This window comes from Leptothrix discophora (genome assembly GCF_030705305.1).
Lineage (GTDB): Bacteria > Pseudomonadota > Gammaproteobacteria > Burkholderiales > Burkholderiaceae_C > Sphaerotilus > Sphaerotilus discophorus.
This window is the reverse complement of the sequence record NZ_JAUZEE010000001.1, coordinates 586,136-603,842: the sequence shown is the minus strand read 5'-3', so window position 1 is coordinate 603,842 and position 17,707 is coordinate 586,136. Positions and strand designations below refer to the sequence as shown.

The 17,707-nt window shown below is 70.4% G+C and carries 16 protein-coding genes and 1 tRNA gene; 10 read left to right on the top strand and 7 right to left on the bottom strand.

The features are described 5' to 3' along the window. Nucleotides 1-80 precede the first annotated feature (80 nt). Entirely contained in the window at nt 81-560 is a 480-nt protein-coding gene (locus Q8X39_RS02720) for a hypothetical protein (protein ID WP_305748073.1), read from the top strand. On the opposite strand, the gene Q8X39_RS02715 is transcribed toward Q8X39_RS02720, so the two are convergent. The 3 genes from Q8X39_RS02715 to Q8X39_RS02705 all read right to left on the bottom strand — a co-directional run bounded on the left by Q8X39_RS02715 (nt 550) and on the right by Q8X39_RS02705 (nt 1,497). After that, nucleotides 550-1,101 (bottom strand): hypothetical protein, encoded by a 552-nt coding sequence (locus Q8X39_RS02715; protein ID WP_305748072.1) that lies wholly within the window; start codon nt 1,099-1,101, stop codon nt 550-552. The genes Q8X39_RS02720 and Q8X39_RS02715 overlap by 11 nt on opposite strands. A gap of 86 nt (nt 1,102-1,187) precedes the next feature. After that, complete coding sequence (locus tag Q8X39_RS02710; RefSeq protein WP_305748071.1) at nt 1,188-1,319, bottom strand: hypothetical protein; 132 nt, start codon at nt 1,317-1,319, stop codon at nt 1,188-1,190. Next, nucleotides 1,300-1,497, bottom strand: coding sequence for a hypothetical protein (locus Q8X39_RS02705; RefSeq protein ID WP_305748070.1), 198 nt, complete (start codon nt 1,495-1,497; stop codon nt 1,300-1,302). The genes Q8X39_RS02710 and Q8X39_RS02705 overlap by 20 nt, the downstream gene beginning before the upstream one ends. Before the next feature lie 17 nt (nt 1,498-1,514). On the opposite strand from Q8X39_RS02705, the gene Q8X39_RS02700 reads away from it, so the two are divergent. The 4 genes from Q8X39_RS02700 (at nt 1,515) to trmB (ending at nt 3,610) form a co-directional block, all read left to right on the top strand. Further along, nucleotides 1,515-1,736 (top strand): type 2 periplasmic-binding domain-containing protein, encoded by a 222-nt coding sequence (locus Q8X39_RS02700; protein WP_305748069.1) that lies wholly within the window; start codon nt 1,515-1,517, stop codon nt 1,734-1,736. Between the two features lie 87 nt (nt 1,737-1,823). Further along, a complete protein-coding gene (gene nadC, locus Q8X39_RS02695; RefSeq protein WP_305748068.1) occupies nt 1,824-2,684 on the top strand; it encodes a carboxylating nicotinate-nucleotide diphosphorylase in 861 nt (286 codons plus the stop codon). 38 nt (nt 2,685-2,722) lie between these two features. After that, a tRNA-Gly gene (locus tag Q8X39_RS02690) sits at nt 2,723-2,796 on the top strand. 85 nt (nt 2,797-2,881) lie between these two features. Beyond that, entirely contained in the window at nt 2,882-3,610 is a 729-nt protein-coding gene (gene trmB / locus Q8X39_RS02685; RefSeq protein WP_305748271.1) for a tRNA (guanosine(46)-N7)-methyltransferase TrmB, read from the top strand. 14 nt (nt 3,611-3,624) lie between these two features. Here the strand turns inward: trmB and Q8X39_RS02680 are convergent, their stop codons facing one another. Then, nucleotides 3,625-4,449 (bottom strand): undecaprenyl-diphosphate phosphatase, encoded by an 825-nt coding sequence (locus Q8X39_RS02680; protein WP_305748067.1) that lies wholly within the window; start codon nt 4,447-4,449, stop codon nt 3,625-3,627. 403 nt (nt 4,450-4,852) lie between these two features. Here Q8X39_RS02680 and Q8X39_RS02675 point away from each other — a divergent pair, with 403 nt between their 5' ends. From Q8X39_RS02675 to Q8X39_RS02665, 3 genes are all read left to right on the top strand, one after another. After that, nucleotides 4,853-5,545 (top strand): hypothetical protein, encoded by a 693-nt coding sequence (locus tag Q8X39_RS02675; protein ID WP_305748066.1) that lies wholly within the window; start codon nt 4,853-4,855, stop codon nt 5,543-5,545. Next, nucleotides 5,524-6,357: a pseudouridine synthase gene (locus Q8X39_RS02670; protein ID WP_305748065.1), complete on the top strand. Its 834-nt coding sequence runs from the start codon at nt 5,524-5,526 to the stop codon at nt 6,355-6,357. Before Q8X39_RS02675 ends, Q8X39_RS02670 begins: the two co-directional genes overlap by 22 nt. A 116-nt stretch (nt 6,358-6,473) precedes the next feature. Further along, a complete protein-coding gene (locus Q8X39_RS02665) occupies nt 6,474-7,112 on the top strand; it encodes a TetR/AcrR family transcriptional regulator (RefSeq protein ID WP_305748064.1) in 639 nt (212 codons plus the stop codon). A 76-nt stretch (nt 7,113-7,188) separates the two neighbouring features. On the opposite strand, the gene purL is transcribed toward Q8X39_RS02665, so the two are convergent. After that, the gene (purL, locus tag Q8X39_RS02660) at nt 7,189-11,211 is read right to left on the bottom strand and encodes a phosphoribosylformylglycinamidine synthase (RefSeq protein WP_305748270.1); all 4,023 of its coding nucleotides are present in this window, start codon (nt 11,209-11,211) and stop codon (nt 7,189-7,191) included. Between the two features lie 142 nt (nt 11,212-11,353). Further along, the gene (locus Q8X39_RS02655) at nt 11,354-12,517 is read right to left on the bottom strand and encodes an NAD(P)/FAD-dependent oxidoreductase (RefSeq protein WP_305748269.1); all 1,164 of its coding nucleotides are present in this window, start codon (nt 12,515-12,517) and stop codon (nt 11,354-11,356) included. A 131-nt stretch (nt 12,518-12,648) separates the two neighbouring features. Between Q8X39_RS02655 and map the strand changes: the two genes are divergently transcribed. After that, complete coding sequence (gene map / locus Q8X39_RS02650) at nt 12,649-13,536, top strand: type I methionyl aminopeptidase (protein WP_305748268.1); 888 nt, start codon at nt 12,649-12,651, stop codon at nt 13,534-13,536. Nucleotides 13,537-13,557: 21 nt separating this feature from the next. After that, a complete protein-coding gene (locus tag Q8X39_RS02645) occupies nt 13,558-16,188 on the top strand; it encodes a [protein-PII] uridylyltransferase (protein ID WP_305748063.1) in 2,631 nt (876 codons plus the stop codon). On the opposite strand, the gene rlmD is transcribed toward Q8X39_RS02645, so the two are convergent. After that, nucleotides 16,189-17,655 (bottom strand): 23S rRNA (uracil(1939)-C(5))-methyltransferase RlmD, encoded by a 1,467-nt coding sequence (gene rlmD, locus Q8X39_RS02640; RefSeq protein WP_305748062.1) that lies wholly within the window; start codon nt 17,653-17,655, stop codon nt 16,189-16,191. Between the last annotated feature and the right edge of the window lie 52 nt (nt 17,656-17,707).

Sequence of the window (17,707 nt, the reverse complement as noted above, 5' to 3'; positions counted from 1 at the left end):
GCCACTTTCAGCCGCTGGCATCCCATGCGGGACGGTTCCTGGCCCGGTAAGTCGCTCTACATGCGGGCTGGAATCTGTTCATGCACCGTACAGGCTTCCACGATCCGGGCGATTTCCAGCGGCACGAAGCTGGGCGGGACTCGGCCATGCTGAACTGCCTGCCAACCCCGGTGCAACTTCCGCCGCTCAACCTCATGCTCGATGACATCGGCTCGCCATCCTCTGCTGCGCTGGCCAAGTGCCTCGACGTGACGGTGCGGACCGTGGAGCGATGGCGCTTCATCGACAAGGCACCCAGGCCCGTGGAGCTGGCCGTCTACTGGCTCACCCGATGGGGTCAGGACGCCGCCGCCTGCGAGGCCGGCAACAGGCGCGACTTGCAGCAGGCCGAAATCTCGATCCTGCGCAACCGCGTCGACGCCCTACAGGCCGAGCTGGCCCGCGTGCTGGCCGCCGCCGACTTCGGCTGCGCAAACGACGCGGCCGCGTCGGTGGCACCGGCGCGGCCGCTGGGTCATGTCGCACCGGCTCGGCCGGTGCTTCAGGCGGTCAGGGTGTGACGGTGACGGGGGCGCAGTCCGGCCCGGTGGTGGTCACGTGTGCGATGGAGGCCATGCCGCTCGGTCGGAGCGTGACGCAGACCCTGTGCTGACCTGCGGCCAACGGATCGAGCGTCAGCGCCATGGACCCGAAGAATGTCCCGCTACCCGCCTTGCCCTCGACCAACTTGTACGTGATCTGGCACCCTGTCCCGTCCAGCGTCCTTCCGTCGATGCTCACATCGCAAGGCACCGTGAGCCGGTCCGAAGCTGGCAGAAAGTGCCCGTAGAAGGTGCCCGCCGCTTGCACTTCTATCGGCTGTCCGACTCGTGCGGGGTCAGGCGTCACACCACCCGTCAGAGCTGAGAAGTCCGCGTGCAGCGTTCCGATCAGCTGGAAGACGATGCCGCTGATGCCGCTGGTGCCACTGGTGCCACTGGTGCCACTGGTGCCGCTGGTGCCGCTGGTGCCACCGTCCCCGCCCGTGCTGGCGCTGTTGTCCCCCCCTCCCCCGCAAGCCGCGAGGACCAGGACGAGAAGGACGGCAAGGATGCGATGCATGGTGTCTCCACAAGCTGAAAGCGCGGACCTTGCCCGGCCGCCTTCGCTTGGGTGTACCCCTCTGACGGTGGACCCGAAGCGAGCGATCAGCGGCCCATCCACTGCCGGGCGATCCAGTCGCGCAGCCTCGGGACCGCGCCGATCACGGCCGCCGCGAGGATCGTCCCGGCCAGCGTCACCAGCGCCTGGCGGCCGATGTCAGATGACAGGCGGGACATGCTGCGGCCGCTGGCGGGCGTCCAGGCGGTCCAGGTGCGCTTCGATGCGGGCCATGCTGGCTTCCATCGCCGACACGCGGCCGGCCAGCGTCAGCGCCGAGGCGGACCAGCCGATGACCGCGCCAGCCGAGGCCGTCAGCACGGCCACGACCAGGCGGTGCAGCGCGTCATGCGGCACGCGACACCCCTTCGCGCTTGACGATCGCCAGCGCGCCCGCGCGCACGCCGTCCAACGTGATCGACGAGGTCTCGCGCGCCATCGTTCAGGCGATCCAGCAGCCGGGCGTGAAAGCCCAGCTCGAGCAGCAGGGCGCACAGGTGATCGGCAGCAGCCCGGCGCAGTTGGCCGAGTCGACCGCGCTGGCCACGCAGGCCTGGAAGGCCTTCGTGCAGCGCCATGACTTCGCGCAGGAGTGAGCGGCCCCGGCGGCCTGACGCGCCGCTGCCGGCAAAATGTCCGACTGCCCTGCCCCACGCCAACCCGCCAGCCTGAAAGCCTTGCCGATGACCGCGCCCCGCCTGCCTGCCGACCTCGACTTCATCGTGGCCCACGCCCTCAACGAGGACATCGGCAGTGGCGACGTGACCGCGCAGCTGGTCGATCCGGCCACCGACGGTCGCGCCCGCATCGTCGCCCGTGAAGCCGCCGTGATCTGCGGCCAGGCCTGGGTCAACGCGGTGTTCCGGGCGCTGCAGTCGCCGGTCCGGATCGAATGGACCGTCGCCGAGGGCGCCCAGGTCGCGGCCGACCAGGTCATCTGCCTGCTGTCCGGCCCGGCCCGCACGCTGCTGACCGGCGAACGCACCGCGCTGAACTTCCTGCAGACCCTGTCGGGCACGGCCACGACGGTGCGGCGCTATGTGGACGCGGTGGCCGGCACCGGCACGCGCATCGTCGACACCCGCAAGACCCTGCCCGGCCTGCGCAATGCCCAGAAGTACGCGGTCGTCTGCGGCGGCGGTGTGAACCATCGCATCGGGCTGTACGACGGCATCCTGATCAAGGAGAACCACATCGCGGCGGCGGGCGGCATCCGTCAGGCCATCCAGCAGGCCCGTGCGCTCGGCGCCCAGGTGCCGCTGATGACGGAGGCCGAGAACCTCGAGGAGGCCCGCATCGCGCTGGATGAGGACGTCGACCTGCTGCTGGTCGACGACTTCTCGCTGCCCGACATCCGCACCGCCGTGCAGAAAGTGCGCGAGCACCGCGCCTGCGGCGGCAAGACGCTGATCGAGTATTCCGGCGGCGCGACGCTGGAGACCATCCGCAGCCTGGCCGAGACGGGCGTGGACCGCATCTCGGTCGGCTCGCTGACCAAGCACCTGCGCGCGGTCGACCTGTCGATGCGCTTCTCGGACGACTGATCCGTGCGGTCCCTCTGGCTGGCTAGAATGCGCGCCGTGCGGGTGTAGTTCAATGGCAGAACGGCAGCTTCCCAAGCTTCATACGAGGGTTCGATTCCCTTCACCCGCTCCAGATTTCACGTGATCCACCAGAAGCCGGCCTGTGCCGGCTTCGTCGTTTCCGAGCCATGAGCACTGACCAAGATCCGACCCAGCCGATGCCGTCCGCGTTGCCCGACGACCCGACGCCGGCCCACCCGCAGCGGGCCATCCGCAGCTTCGTGCTGCGGGCCGGGCGCATGGGTACCGGGCAGCAGAAGGCGCTGGCCGACCTGGGGCCGCGCTTCGTGCTGCCCTACCGTGCCGAGCCGCTGGACCTGGCGCAGACCTTCGGTCGTCAGGCGGACACCATCGTCGAGATCGGCTTCGGCATGGGCGGCGCGACGGCCGAGATCGCGGCCTCGCGGCCGGGCGACGACTTCATCGGCATCGAGGTGCACACGCCGGGCGTCGGGGCGCTGCTCAAGCTGATCTGCGAACGCGAACTGGGCAACCTGCGCATCGTCCAGCACGATGCCGTCGAGGTGCTGGAGCACATGATCACGCCCGGCTCGCTGGCCGGGGTGCATGTGTTCTTCCCGGACCCGTGGCACAAGAAAAAGCACAACAAGCGCCGCCTGATCCAGGCCGGCTTCGTCGCGAAGCTGGTGTCGCGCCTGAAGCCCGGTGGCTACCTGCACTGCGCGACCGACTGGCAGCCCTATGCCGAGCAGATGCTCGAGGTGCTGTCGGCCGAGCCCGGCCTCGTCAACACCGCCGAGGCGGCGCCGGGCTATGCGCCTCGGCCCGACTACCGGCCGCTGACGAAGTTCGAGCAGCGCGGCATCCGGCTCGGCCACGGGGTCTGGGACCTGGTGTTCAGGCGCCCCGGTGGCGAGGCCGACTGAGCCGCGTCAGGCGCTCATTCCGACCAGGTGACCCAGCCGTTGGCGGCCGTCACCAGCACGACGATGCCAAAGGCGATGCGGTACCAGGCGAAGGGCACGAAGTTGTGCGTGGCCACGTAGCGCAGCAGCCAGCGCACGCACAGCCAGGCGAACAGGAACGAGAAGACCAGGCCGACGGCGAACATCGGCAGGTCGGCCACCGAGAGCAGCGCCCGTTCCTTGTAGAGGCTGTAGGCGCCTGCGCCGATCAGCGTGGGGATGGCCAGGAAGAAGCTGAAGTCGGTCGCCGCCTGGCGTGACAGGCCCAGCAGCATGCCGCCGATGATGGTCGCACCCGAGCGGCTGGTGCCCGGAATCATCGCCAGGCACTGAACCACGCCGACCTTGAGCGCGTCCAGCGGCTGCATGTCATCGACGCTGGCAATGCGAACGCTGCGCTGGCTGCGCTTCTCGGCCCACAGGATGACCAGGCCACCGATGATGAAGGTGCTGGCCACGACGACCGGCGTGAACAGGTGGGCCTTGATGGCCTTGCCGAACAGCAGGCCCAGCACGACGGCCGGAAAGAAGCCGATCGCGACGTTGAGGACGAAACGCCGTGCCCGGGCATCCGAACCCAGCCCTTGCGCGGTCTCGCGCAGGCGCTGCCAATAGACCAGGATCACGGCGACAATCGCACCCGCCTGGATCGCGATGTCGAAGACCTTGCTCTTGTCGTCGGTGAAGCCCAGCAGGGAGCCGGCCAGGATCAGGTGGCCGGTGCTGGAGATGGGCAGGAACTCGGTCAATCCCTCGACCACACCCATCACCGCAGCCTTGATCAGCAAGACGAGATCCACACGCACTCCCTTGGCGCCGAGCCGGCGCATCCAGTTCCAGACATGAAAAAGCCCCGTCCAGCGGGGCTGCATCGATCACAGCGGGAAGACCTTAGCACAGGGTCTGCACGCCCCCCGAATGACCGCCTCCACGCACCTGCCCACATGGTCACGCTCAAGTTGAAGAAATCGCCCGATGCCGGCTTGCCCTCGTCGAACAACGGCCCGGGCGGACCCCGTCGCAGTCCCGTGCGAGGCAACGCCGCCGCCCGCCAGCGACCCACGTTGGCCCAGGCGCAAGCCGAACGCGCCCAGCGCGAAGAGGCCTTCCGTGAACGCTCGGGGTCCGATCAAGGCCAGGGCCACGGCCAGTTCGGCACACCTCGCCAGGATCCACGCCAGGGTCCACGTCAGGAATGGCGCGATGACCGCCGCGGGCCGATGGGCGGACCGCATCGAGGCCCGCAAGGAGGCCCGCCCGGCGGCCCATCCGGACCCCGCCGCGAAGGCCGCCCCGAGGGACGATTCGACCCCCGCGGCGAGCCCGGACGTGGTCCGCGTGAGCCAAACCGTGGCGGTCCGCACGGCGATCCGCGCCGGGATGAACGACGTGACGATCGACGCGATGGCCCGCCCCGCCATGAACCCCGCCACGAACCCCGCTTCGACCCGCGCCATCAGGATCCCCGTTCCGGCCCGAGGGACGACCGTCGCGGCCCGCCGGCCGGCCCGCGTGGCGACGATCGCCGGCCGTTCGAGCCCCGTGGCGCCGGGGCACCTTCCCAGCAGCCCTGGCGCGACGAGCGTGCCCCGCGCGGACCGCAAGGCGGGCGTGGACCGCAAGGCTCGCCGGCTTACCCCGGTCAGCCCGGCCGACCCGGCCCGCGGGTCGACGACCGCCGCGCCGGCCCGGCACCGGACGAGCGGCGCTGGCCCGATCGCGGCCCGGGTCCCGGCTACGGCCGCGACACGCCGGCGCCGCAAGGCCGCCGTGACGACCGTGGCGATCGGTCCGATGTCGGTCGTCCGACTCGGCCCGGATTCGATCGACCCGGATTTGATCGACCTGGATTCGACCGGCCAGACCGACCCTTCGTGCGGCCGTCCGAACGCCTGAAGGCCCGTGCGGCCGCCCTGGGCCACCCTGCCCCGGCGGCGGACGCCGAGGCGGCGCCCGAGCACCGCGCCGAGGGCGATCGCCTGTCCAAGCGCATGACCGCGCTGGGCCTGGCCTCGCGCCGCGAGGCCGACACCTGGATCGAGGCCGGCTGGGTCCGCGTCGACGGCAAGATGGCCGTGCTCGGCCAGCGCGTCGGCCCGGAAGCCCGCATCGAGATCGACCCGGCCGCGCACCAGCAGCAGGCCCAGCGCGTCACCATCCTGCTGAACAAGCCGATCGGCTACGTCAGCGGCCAGGCCGAGGACGGCCACGAGCCGGCCATCGTGCTGCTCAAGCCCGAGAACCAGTGGGCCGAGGACAAGAGCGGCACGCGCTGGCATCCGGGCCACCTGCGCGGCCTGGCGCCGGCCGGCCGGCTGGACATCGATTCGGTCGGCCTGCTGGTGCTGACTCAGGACGGCCGGGTCGCGCGCCAGCTGATCGGCGAGGACTCGACCATCGAGAAGGAATACCTCGTGCGCGTGGTCAAGGAAGGCGGCGGCCAGCTGTCCGACGAAGGCCTGGCGCTGCTCAACCACGGCCTCGAACTCGACGGCCACAAGCTCAAGCCGGCCAAGGTCAGCTGGGCCAACGAGGACCAGCTGCGCTTCGTGCTGCGCGAGGGCCGCAAGCGCCAGATCCGCCGCATGTGCGAACTTGTCGGGCTGACGGTGGTCGGCCTCAAGCGCGTGCGCATCGGCAGCGTGGTGCTCGGCCACCTGCCGCCGGGCCAGTGGCGCTACCTGCGTCGCGAAGAGTTCTTCGGCTGATCCGGAGCCACCGCGCCCGCATCGAGGTGCAACACCCCGATGCGGTTGTGACCACCCGTGCTCGCGGGTGGTGATGTCACGGCGTGCTCGCTACGATCGTTGAAGGGGGCTCGCTCATGAACACTGTCATCGACGCCAAGCCGGCCAGCATGCCGGCGTTCGGCTCACGCGCCGATTCGATCCACAGCCGGCGCCACCACCCGCGCCGGTTGCTGGATGCGCTCGCGGTCTGCGTCGCGCGGCAGGGCTATGCGCAGACAACGATCGCCGACATCGCGGCGGCGGCGCATGTCTCCAAGCGCACGTTCTACGAGCATTTCGAGGACAAGCAGGCCTGCATGATCGCGCTCTACGAGAGCGCCAGCGAAGCCAGTCGCCGCCAGCTCGGCCTGGACGATGCCGAGGGCCTGAGCTGGTCCGAGCAGGTCGAACGCGCGGTGCGGCGCTACCTCACGCACCTGGCGACGCGGCCGCTGCTGATGCGCGCGCTGTTCATGGAGGTGCTGTCGCTGGGCCCCGAGGGCCTGCGGGCACGGCGGGCCAACCTCGACGCGCTGGCCGAGGCGATCCAGCACAGCGCCGCCACACAGGGCGTGACGCTGCCGGCGCCCGAGGCCGCCGCGCTGATCGGCATGCTGTCCGAGTGGATCCTGCTGGCCATCGAGCAGGACAGGGTTGCCGCCCTGCCCGATGACGCGCCGGCGGTCGCCGCGATGCTGCGCGCGGCCATCCTGGGGCGTCGGCTGACGGCCTGAACGTTGCCTGCAGCAACAGAAAAGGCCGGTCCAAGACCGGCCTTGTTCATGGCGCAAGCGCCTTTGGGCCGACCGTTCAGCCGACCCAGCGACGGGCGTTGCCGAACATGCGCGCCCAGGGACTGCGCGCACTGACGTCGCCCGAGGTCCAGCTCATCTGCACGTTGCGGAAGACCCGTTCCGGATGCGGCATCAGCACGGTGAATCGGCCGTCGGCGGTGGTGACCGAGGTCAGGCCGTCCGGGCTGCCGTTCGGGTTGAGCGGGTAGGTCTCGGTCGGCCGGCCGGCGCCGTCGACGTAGCGCATCGCCCGCAGCACCTGGCCGGCGTCGCCGCGCTGCGAGAAGTCGGCATAGCCTTCGCCGTGCGCGACCGCGATCGGCAGGCGGCTGCCGGCCATGCCCTGGAAGAAGATCGACGGGCTGTCGAGCACCTCGACCAGCGAGACACGGGCCTCGAACTGCTCGCTCTTGTTGCGGGTGAACTTCGGCCAGTGCTGCGCGCCCGGGATGATGGGACTGAGCGCGGCCATCATCTGGCAGCCGTTGCACACGCCCAGCGCGAAGGTGTCGCTGCGGCCGAAGAAGCCCTCGAACTGCTCGGCCAGGCGCGGGTTGAACAGCACCGACCGGGCCCAGCCCTCGCCGGCACCGAGCGTGTCGCCGTAGCTGAAGCCGCCGCAGGCGACGAAGCCCTGGAAGCCGTTGAGCGCGGCACGGCCGGACTGCAGGTCGCTCATGTGCACGTCGTGGGTGTCGAAGCCGGCCTGGGCCATCGCGTAGGCCATCTCGACATGCGAGTTGACGCCCTGCTCGCGCAGGATCGCGACCTTGGGCCGCGCCTTGGCGATGAACGGCGCGGCCACGTCCTCGGCCGGATCGAAGGTCGGCGCGACGTGCAGCCCGCCGTCCTGCAGCGTGCCGGCCAGCGCGTGTTCGCTGTCGGCGCAGGCCGGGTTGTCGCGCAGCGCGGCGATGCGCCAGCTGACCTGGTCCCAGGCCTGCTGCAGGTCCTGCAGCGGCGCGGCGTAGACGGCCTTGGCATCGCGCCAGACCTCGACGACGCGGCGGTCGTTGGTCTTGCCCACGACATGGCTGTGGCGCGACAGGCCGTGCGCACGCAGCGTCTGCAGCACCTCGTCACGCCTGCCGGTCGGCACCTGGATGACGGCGCCGAGCTCTTCGTTGAACAGCGCCTTGAGCGTCAGCTCGTTGCGACGCTCGGCGACCTGGCCGGCCCAGTTCTTCGAGTCGCCGGTGTCGGCGCGGCTGTCGCTGATGCCGTCGCCCTCGGTGACCAGCAGGTCGACGTTGAGGCTGACACCGGCCTGGCCGGCGAAGGCCATCTCGCAGGCCGCCGCCCACAGGCCGCCGTCGCTGCGGTCGTGGTACGCCAGCAGCTTGCCTTCGGTGCGGAGCTGCTGGATCGCGTCGACCAGCGCCTTGAGCTGGGTCGGCTCGTCCAGGTCGGGCACGGTGTCGCCGAACTGGCCCAGCACCTGCGCCAGGATCGAGCCGCCCATGCGGCTGCGGCCCTGGCCCAGGTCGATCAGGATCAGCGTGGTGTCGGTGCCGGCCGGCGTGTCGGTGCGCAGCTGCGGCGTCAGCGTGCCGCGCACGTCGTCCAGCGAAACGAAGGCGGTGACGATCAGCGACACCGGCGCCACGACCTGGCGGGCCTCGCCGCCAGCGTCGGTCCAGCGGGTGCGCATGGACAGCGAATCCTTGCCGACCGGGATGCCGATGCCCAGCGCCGGGCACAGCTCCATGCCGACCGCTCGCACGGTGTCGTAGAGGGCCGCGTCCTCGCCGGCCTCGCCACAGGCGGCCATCCAGTTGGCGCTGAGCTTGACGCGCGACAGCTCGAACGGCGCGGCCAGCAGGTTGGTGATGGCCTCGGCCACCGCCATGCGGCCGGACGCCGGCGCGTCCAGCGCAGCCAGCGGCGTGCGCTCGCCCATGCTCATGGCCTCGCCACGGAAGCCGGCGTAGTCGGCCAGCGTGACGGCGCAGTCGGCCACCGGCACCTGCCAGGGGCCGACCATCTGGTCGCGGTGGCTCAGGCCGCCGACGCTGCGGTCGCCGATCGTGATCAGGAAGCGCTTGGAGGCCACGCTCGGGTGACGCAGCACGCTCAAGGCGACCTCGCCGAGCGCCACGCCGGTCAGGTCCAGTGGCCGACCCTGGCGGGCAACACGGGTGACGTCGCGGGTCATCTTGGGCGGCTTGCCCAGCAGCACATCCATCGGCATGTCGATCGGGCGATCACCGCCGGGGCCGTCCTCCAGCACCAGCGACAGCTCGTCGGTGGCGGTGCCGATGACGGCGAACGGGCAACGCTCACGCTCGGCCAGCGCGGTGAACAGGGGCAGGCTTTCGGGCGCGATCGCCAGCACGTAGCGTTCCTGGCTCTCGTTGCACCAGATCTCCTTGGGTGCGAGGCCGGTCTCCTCCAGCGGCACCTGGCGCATGTCGAAGGTCGCGCCCTTGCCGGCGCCGTCGACCAGTTCGGGGAAGGCGTTGCTGATGCCGCCCGCACCAACGTCGTGGATCGCCAGGATCGGGTTGGCCGCGCCCAGGGTCCAGCAGTGGTTGATGACCTCCTGCGCGCGGCGCTGGATCTCCGGGTTGCCGCGCTGGACCGAGTCGAAGTCCAGCGACGCGGCATTGGTGCCCGCCGCCATCGAGCTGGCCGCGCCGCCGCCCATGCCGATGCGCATGCCCGGGCCACCCAGCTGGATCAGCAGCGTGCCGGCGCCGAAGGGCAGCTTGTGGGTCTGGCCCTCGGCGATGGTGCCCAGGCCGCCGGCGATCATGATGGGCTTGTGGTAGCCGCGGCGCACGCCGGCCACGTCCTGGTCGAAGACCCGGAAATAGCCCGCCAGGTTGGGCCGGCCGAACTCGTTGTTAAAGGCGGCGCAGCCGAGCGGGCCGTCGATCATGATCTGCAGCGCGCTGGCGATGTGCTCGGGCTTGCCGACCGGCGCGCGTTCCCACGGCTCGTCGGTGCCGGGCAGGTGCAGGTTGGAGACCGAGAAGCCGGTCAGGCCGGCCTTGGGCTTGGAGCCTCGGCCGGTCGCGCCCTCGTCGCGGATCTCGCCGCCGGCGCCGGTCGACGCGCCTGGGAAGGGCGAGATCGCGGTCGGGTGGTTGTGGGTCTCGACCTTCATCAGCACATGGCCGACCTCGTCGCGGGCGACGTAGCGCGGCGTACCGCCGCCGGGCTCGCCGTCGACCGGCAGCCAGCGCTGCAGCGGGCCGCCGGTCATCACCGCGGCGTTGTCGCTGTAGGCCACGATCGTCGATTGCGGCGCGAGCTTCTCGGTGTTGCGGATCATCCCGAACATCGACAGCGGCTGTTTCTGGCCGTCGACGATGAATTCGGCGTTGAAGATCTTGTGGCGGCAGTGCTCGGAGTTGGCCTGCGCGAACATCATCAGCTCGACGTCGCTGGGATTGCGCTTCAGGCCGGTGAAGGCGGCCACAAGGTAGTCGATCTCGTCTTCGCTGAGGGCCAGGCCGAAGTCCTTGTTGGCCGCGACCAGTGCCGAGCGGCCCTGCCCCAGCACGTCGACATGGGCCATCGGCTCGGCCTGCTGGGCATCGAACAGGTGGCGCGCGGCCTCGCGCTCGGCCGCCACGCTCTCGGTCATGCGGTCGTGCAGCAGCTGCGCGCAGGCCTGCCAGGCGTCGGCGGACAGGCTGGGCGTCGCGCCGCGCAGGCTGTCGATCACGCCGCGCACGCCGCCGGTCTTCAAGCCGATGCGGAATTCGGTGACTCGCTCGACGCGGTGGATGCCCAGGCCGCAGTTGTGGGCGATGTCGGTGGCCTTGGAGGCCCAGGGCGAGACGGTGCCCAGGCGCGGCATGACGACGATCAGCGCGTCGTCGGCCGAGCCGGCATCGGCCTCGCACGGGTCGCCGTAGGTCAGCAGCGCGGCCAGCTTCTGGCGCTCGTCATCGGCCAGCGGCGCATCGGCCTGGACCCAGTGCACATGGCGGGCCCGGACCGCGACGATGCGCTCGTCGATGGCCTGCAGGCGAGGCAGCAGCGCCTGGGCGCGGAAGGCCGAAAGGGCGTTGCCGCCCTCGAAGTGCATGAACTGGGGGCTGAAGCTGGAGGAGGTCGACACGCGCAAGGGTCCCGCTAGGCTGGGGCGACCGGGCCAGGGCTTTGGCCGGGCTCGCCGGGGCACAAAAAGACAGACAGCCGGGAAAGGCCCGGCTGCGGCGGCGCGGATTTTAGGTGAGGCCGGCGTCCAGCAAGTCGGCGACGTGTTCGGCAATCGCCAGACTGGCCGTCAGGCCGGGCGACTCGATGCCGAACAGCTCGACCAGGCCCGGCATGCCGTGCTGCGCTGGCCCGTCGATGCGGAAGTCGCCCGCCGGCTGGCCCGGTCCGGCCAGCTTGGGCCGCACGCCGGCGTAGTCGGGCCGCAGCGCGTCGTCCGGCAGGCCGGGCCAGTAGCGCCGGATCGACTCGGCCAGACCGGCCACGCGGCCCGGATGGACCTGGTAGTCGATCTCGGCCGGGTCGGCGATGTTGTCCAGCCACTCGACGTCCGGCCCGAAGCGCGCCTGCCCGCCCAGGTCCAGCGTCAGGTGCACGCCCAGGCCGTCGGCCTCGGGCACCGGGTAGATCAGGCGGTCAAAGGGAGAGCGCACCGCCAGGCTGAAGTAGTTGCCCTTGCACAGGTGCAGGCCCGGCAGCGCGGGCGCCGAGGCCGGGCGCGGCCCGATCCGGCGCGACAGCTGCGGCGCCCACAGCCCGGCCGCGTTGACCAGCTCGCGGCAGCGCAGCCAGCTGGGCGACTGGCCGACGTCCTCATCGAGCGAGCCTACCCGCAGCAGCCAGTGCTGCTCGAACCGTTCGGCCTGGCGCAGCGGCGAGCCGAGCGCGAGCACCGCGCCGGCGGCTTCCGCATCGCCCAGCAGCGAGGTCATCAGCGCGTGGCTGTCGATGATCCCGGTGGCGGGTGACCACAGCGCGCCGACGCACGCCAGCGCCGGCTCGACCGCACGGGCCTGCGCGGCGGTCAGGTGTTCGAGCGCCTCGCGGTCGTGCAGGCCATTGGCGCGCGACTGGTCGAGCAGGCGCTGCAGCTCGGGCAGCTGCGCCTCGGAGGTGGCCACGATCAGCTTGCCGCAACGCTGCATCGGCACGCCGTGGTCCGCGCACCAGGCGCTCAGCAGGTGCCGGCCCCGCACGCACAGCCGGGCCTTGAGCGAGCCGGCGGGGTGGTAGATGCCGGCGTGCACCACCTCGCTGCTGCGCGAGCTGGTCGCGCTGCCCCAGGTGGCGGCGGCCTCGATCAGCACGACCTCGCGGCCGCTGCGGGCGAGCGAGCGGGCGATCGCCAGGCCGATCACGCCGGCACCGACCACCACGCAGTCGACCTGGTCGATGTAGGCGATGGACGGGCTGCCCTCGGACGTCGGGCCGGTGGCCTGCGGGTCGTCGTCCAGGTTGATGTCGAGGGGGCTTCCGGTCTGCGTCATGGCCCCATTCTCCCGGCCTTCGCGGGCCTCTGACGCTCATCCGCACCGCGACCGCGGACGAGGGCCGATGCAATAATTCCAGGCTTATGACGATCACCATCAAGACCGCCGCCGACATCGAGGCGATGCGCGTGGCCGGGCGCCTCGCCTCCGAGGTGCTGGACATGCTGACGCCGCACGTGCGTGCCGGCATCACCACCAACGAGTTGGACAAGCTGGCGCACGACCACATCGTGAACGTCCAGAAGGCCATCCCGGCGCCGCTGAACTACACGCCGCCGGGTTACACGCCCTACCCGAAGTCGATCTGCACCTCGATCAACCACCAGGTCTGCCACGGCATCCCGAACGACAAGCCGCTGAAGAACGGCGACATCGTCAACATCGACGTCACCGTCATCAAGGACGGCTGGCACGGCGACACCAGCCGCATGTTCATCATCGGCGAGGGCTCGATCGCCTCGAAGCGGCTGTGCCAGCTGACCTACGAGGCGATGTGGAAGGGCATCCAGAAGGTCCGTCCCGGCGTCACGCTCGGCGACATCGGCCATGCCATCCAGACCTTTGTCGAGAACCAGGGCCTGAGCGTGGTGCGCGAGTTCTGCGGCCACGGCATCGGCCAGAAGTTCCACGAGGAACCGCAGGTGCTGCACTACGGCCGGCCGGGCACGCTCGACAAGCTGGTGCCCGGCATGGTCTTCACGATCGAGCCGATGGTCAACGCCGGCAAGCGCGACATCCGCGAGGCCGGCGACGGCTGGACCATCGTCACGCGCGACCGCTCCTTGTCGGCCCAATGGGAACACACCATCGTCGTGACCGAGACCGGCTACGAGGTGCTGACGGTGTCGGCCGGCAGCCCGCCCATCCCGGCCTTCGTGACCGCCGGCGCGACCGCGACGGCTCCGGCGCCGGCCGCCACCTGACGCACGCCGATCGGACACCGGATGGACGCCGCCGTCGTGAATGAACCGGCCGCGGCCCCCCGCCCGGCCCTGCCCTTGCCCGAACTGCGCCGCCTGGTGCGCGAGGGCCGCCAGTCCCTGATCGACCAGTTCAAGCAGGGTCGACCCAACGTGCCGGGTGCCGCCCGGCTGGTTCGCCTTCTGGCCGAACACATCGACGACGTGCTGGTGCAGCTGTGGGATCAGTCCACGCTGCCCAAGGGCGCGGCCCTGGTGGCCGTCGGTGGCTACGGGCGTGGCGAGCTCTACCCCTATTCCGATGTCGACGTGCTGCTGCTGATGCCGCACGGGCTGTCACCGGCCGATGCGTCCTCGCCGGTCGGCGACGAGCGCGCCAGGGTCGAGGCCTTCGTCACCGCCTGCTGGGACATCGGGCTGGAGATCGGCTCGAGCGTGCGCACCGTCGACGAATGCGTGGCCGAGGCGCTGGCCGACGTCACGACCCAGACGGCGATGCTCGAATGCCGCTTCCTGTGTGGCAGCAAGCGGCTGTTCGAGCAGTTCCGGCGCCGCAGCCGCGAGGTCCTGGACCCGGCCGAATTCCTTGTCGCCAAGACGCTGGAGATGCGCCAGCGCCACACCAAGTACGAGGACACGCCCTACTCGCTCGAACCGAACTGCAAGGAAAGTCCCGGCGGCCTGCGTGACCTGCAGGTGCTGCGCTGGGTGGCCTGCGCGGCCGGCCTGGGCAGCAGCTGGACCGAGATGGCCAACAAGGGCCTGATCACGCGCTTCGAGGCCCGCCAGCTGCAGCGCAACGAAGGCCTGCTGCGCCTGATCCGCGCCCGCCTGCACATGGTCGCGAAGCGACGCGAGGACCGCCTGGTCTTCGACCTGCAGACCGCCGTCGCCGAGAGCTTCGGCTACACCTCGACCGCCGAACGCCGCGCCAGCGAGGCGCTGATGCGGCGCTACTACTGGGCCGCCAAGGCGGTGGTGCAGCTCAACCAGATCCTGATGCTCAACATCGAGGAGCGCGTCAACGGCCTGCAGGATGCCGCGATGCGGCCGATCAACGAGAAGTTCTTCGACCGTGGCGGCATGGTCGAGGTGGCCAGCGACGATCTCTACGAGAAGGACCCGCACGCCATCCTCGAGACCTTCCTGACCTTCCAGCAGACGGTGGGCATCAAGGGCCTGTCGGTGCGCACGCTGCGGGCGCTGTACAACGCCCGCGAGCTGATGGACGCGAAGTTCCGCGCCGACCCCGAGAACCGCCGGTTGTTCATGGAGATCCTTCAGCAGCCGCGCGGCCAGACCCATGCGCTGCGCCTGATGAACAACACCTCGGTGCTGGGCCGCTACCTGTGGGTCTTCCGTCGCATCGTCGGCCAGATGCAGCACGACCTGTTCCACGTCTACACGGTGGACCAGCACATCCTGATGGTGCTGCGCAACGTGCGGCGCTTCTTCATCCCGGAGCACACCCACGAGTACCCCTTCTGCTCGCAGCTGGCGGCGCACTGGGACCGGCCCTGGGTGCTGTTCGTCGCGGCGCTGTTCCACGACGTCGCCAAGGGCCGTGGCGGGGACCACTCCGACCTGGGCGCGGTCGAGGTGCGGCGCTTCTGCCGCGACCACGCCATCGATCGCGACGACGCGAAGCTCATCGAGTTCCTGGTGCAGGAACACCTGACCATGTCGCGCGTGGCGCAGAAGGAGGACCTGTCCGATCCGGAGGTCATCCAGGCCTTCGCCGAGCGCGTGCGCGACCCGCGTCGCCTGACCGGCCTCTACCTGCTGACGGTCTCCGACATCCGTGGCACCAGCCCCAAGGTCTGGAACGCCTGGAAGGGCAAGCTGCTGGAGGACCTCTACCGCTCGACGCTGCGGGCGCTCGGCGGTGCGCAGCCCAACAACGCCGCCGACATCGAGATGCGCAAGCAGGAGGCCCGCCAGATGCTGGCGCTCCACTCGATGCTGCCCGGCTCGCAGGAGGCGCTGTGGCAGACGCTGGACCTGAGCTATTTCGCCCGCCACGACAGCGGCGAGATCGCCTGGCATGCACGCTCGCTCAAGAAGCGCGTCGACACCGACAAGCCGGTCGTCAGCGCCCGCCTGTCACCGGTCGGCGAGGGCCTGCAGGTGATGGTCTACGCACCCGACCGGCCGGACCTGTTCGCGCGCATCTGCGGCTACTTCGACAGCGGCCAGTTCAGCATCCTGGACGCCCGCGTGCACACGACGCGGGCCGGCTATGCACTGGACACCTTCCAGGTCATCACGCCCTACATCGACCAGGCCTACCGCGACCTGATCGTGATGGTCGAGACCCAGCTGGTGCTGGCGCTGTCGAGCGAACAGCCGCTGCCTGAACCTGGCATCAGCAGGCTGTCTCGGCGGGTCAAGTCCTTTCCGGTCGCGCCGCGCGTGCAACTGCGGCCGGACGAAAAGGCGCAGCGCTGGCTGCTGTCGGTGTCGGCCAGCGATCGCTCGGGCCTGCTCTACCGCATCGCCCGGGTGCTGGCGCAGCACCGCATCAACCTGCAGCTGGCCAAGATCAGCACGCTGGGCGAGCGGGTCGAGGACACCTTCCTGGTCGACGGTGCCGCGCTTCAGCACAACCGCAGCCAGATCGAGTTCGAGACCGAGCTGCTGTCCGCGCTGGCCTGATCAGGCCAGGTCGCCCGCTTGCGCGGCGCCATCGCCGACCGATCCGACCACGTCCGGCGAGGCATCGGCAGGCGACGCCGCCTCGGGCGGCAGCGTCCAGCCGTCGATGCGCTCGAACACCGCGATCGACTCGACGTGCGCCGTGTGCGGGAACATGTTCACCGCGCCCGCTGCCAGGCTGCGGTAGCCGGCCTGATGCACCAGCAGGCCGGCGTCGCGGGCCAGCGTCGCCGGGTTGCAGCTGACGTAGACGATGCGTTGCGGCGGCTCGTAGCCGTCGATGGGCTGCTGGCGCGCGGCAGCCAGCGCACGGACCAGCGCGAAGGCGCCTTCGCGCGGCGGGTCGATCAGCCAGCGCTCGGCGCTGCCGTAGGCCGCGAGGTCGGGCGCGGCCATCTCGAACAGGTTGCGGGCCGCGAAGCGCGTGCGCGCGGCCAGGCCGTTGCGCGTGGCGTTCTCGCGCGATCGGGCGACCAGCGTCTCGCTGCCCTCGATGCCCAGCACCTCGCGCGCCTGCGTGGCCAGGGCCAGCGTGAAGTTGCCCAGGCCGCAGAACCAGTCGATCACGCGCTCCTGCGGTTGCACGCCCAGCAGTCCGAGGGCCTTGACCACCAGCACACGGTTGATGTGGTGGTTGACCTGGGTGAAGTCGGTCGGCTTGAAGGGCATCGTCAGGCCGAATTCCGGCAAGCCGTAGGCCAGCTCGGGGCCGTCGTCCGGATCGAGGCGATGGACCGTTTCCGGGCCCTTGGGCTGCAGCCACCACTGCACGCCGTGTTCGGCCCCGAAGGTCTTCAGACGGGCCGCGTCGGCAACGCTCAACGGTTCGAGGTGACGCAGCACCAGCGCGGTCACCAGGCCTGCCGGTGACTCGCCGACCGCCAGCTCGATCTGCGGCAGGCGGTCACGCGCCTCCATCGACGCGATCAGCTCGCGCAGTGGCATCAGCATGGCGCTGACGTGTGGCGGCAGCACGGCGCAACTCTGCATGTCGGCCACGTAGCGCGACTTGCGCTCGTGGAAGCCGACCAGCACGACGCCCTTCTTCACGACGTGGCGCACCGACAGGCGGGCGCGGTAGCGGTAGCCCCAGGTCGGGCCCTCGACCGGCCGCAGCAGGCGTTCGGTGCGGACCTTGCCGAGGTGCCAGAGGTTGTCCTCCAGCACCCGCTGCTTGACGGCCACCTGGGCCGCCGCGTGGAAGTGCTGCATCTTGCAGCCGCCGCAGGCGCCGGCATGCAGTCCGAAATGCGGGCAGCCGGGGCGCACACGCTGCGGGCTCTCGCGGCCGATCTCGACCAGCGTGGCCTGCTCCCAGTTGTTCTTGCGCCGGTTGGTGTGGGCGCGGACCCGTTCACCCGGCAAGGCACCTTCGATGAAGACGACCTTGCCTTCGGCGTTGCGGGCGACGCCCTGCGCTTCAAGGTCGAGCGCGTCGACCAGCAACCATTCGTCCGCAGCAGTCATGACTCAGCCTGGCTAAGCCCGCGCAGTGCACGGCGGGCGCTGCTGCAGGCGG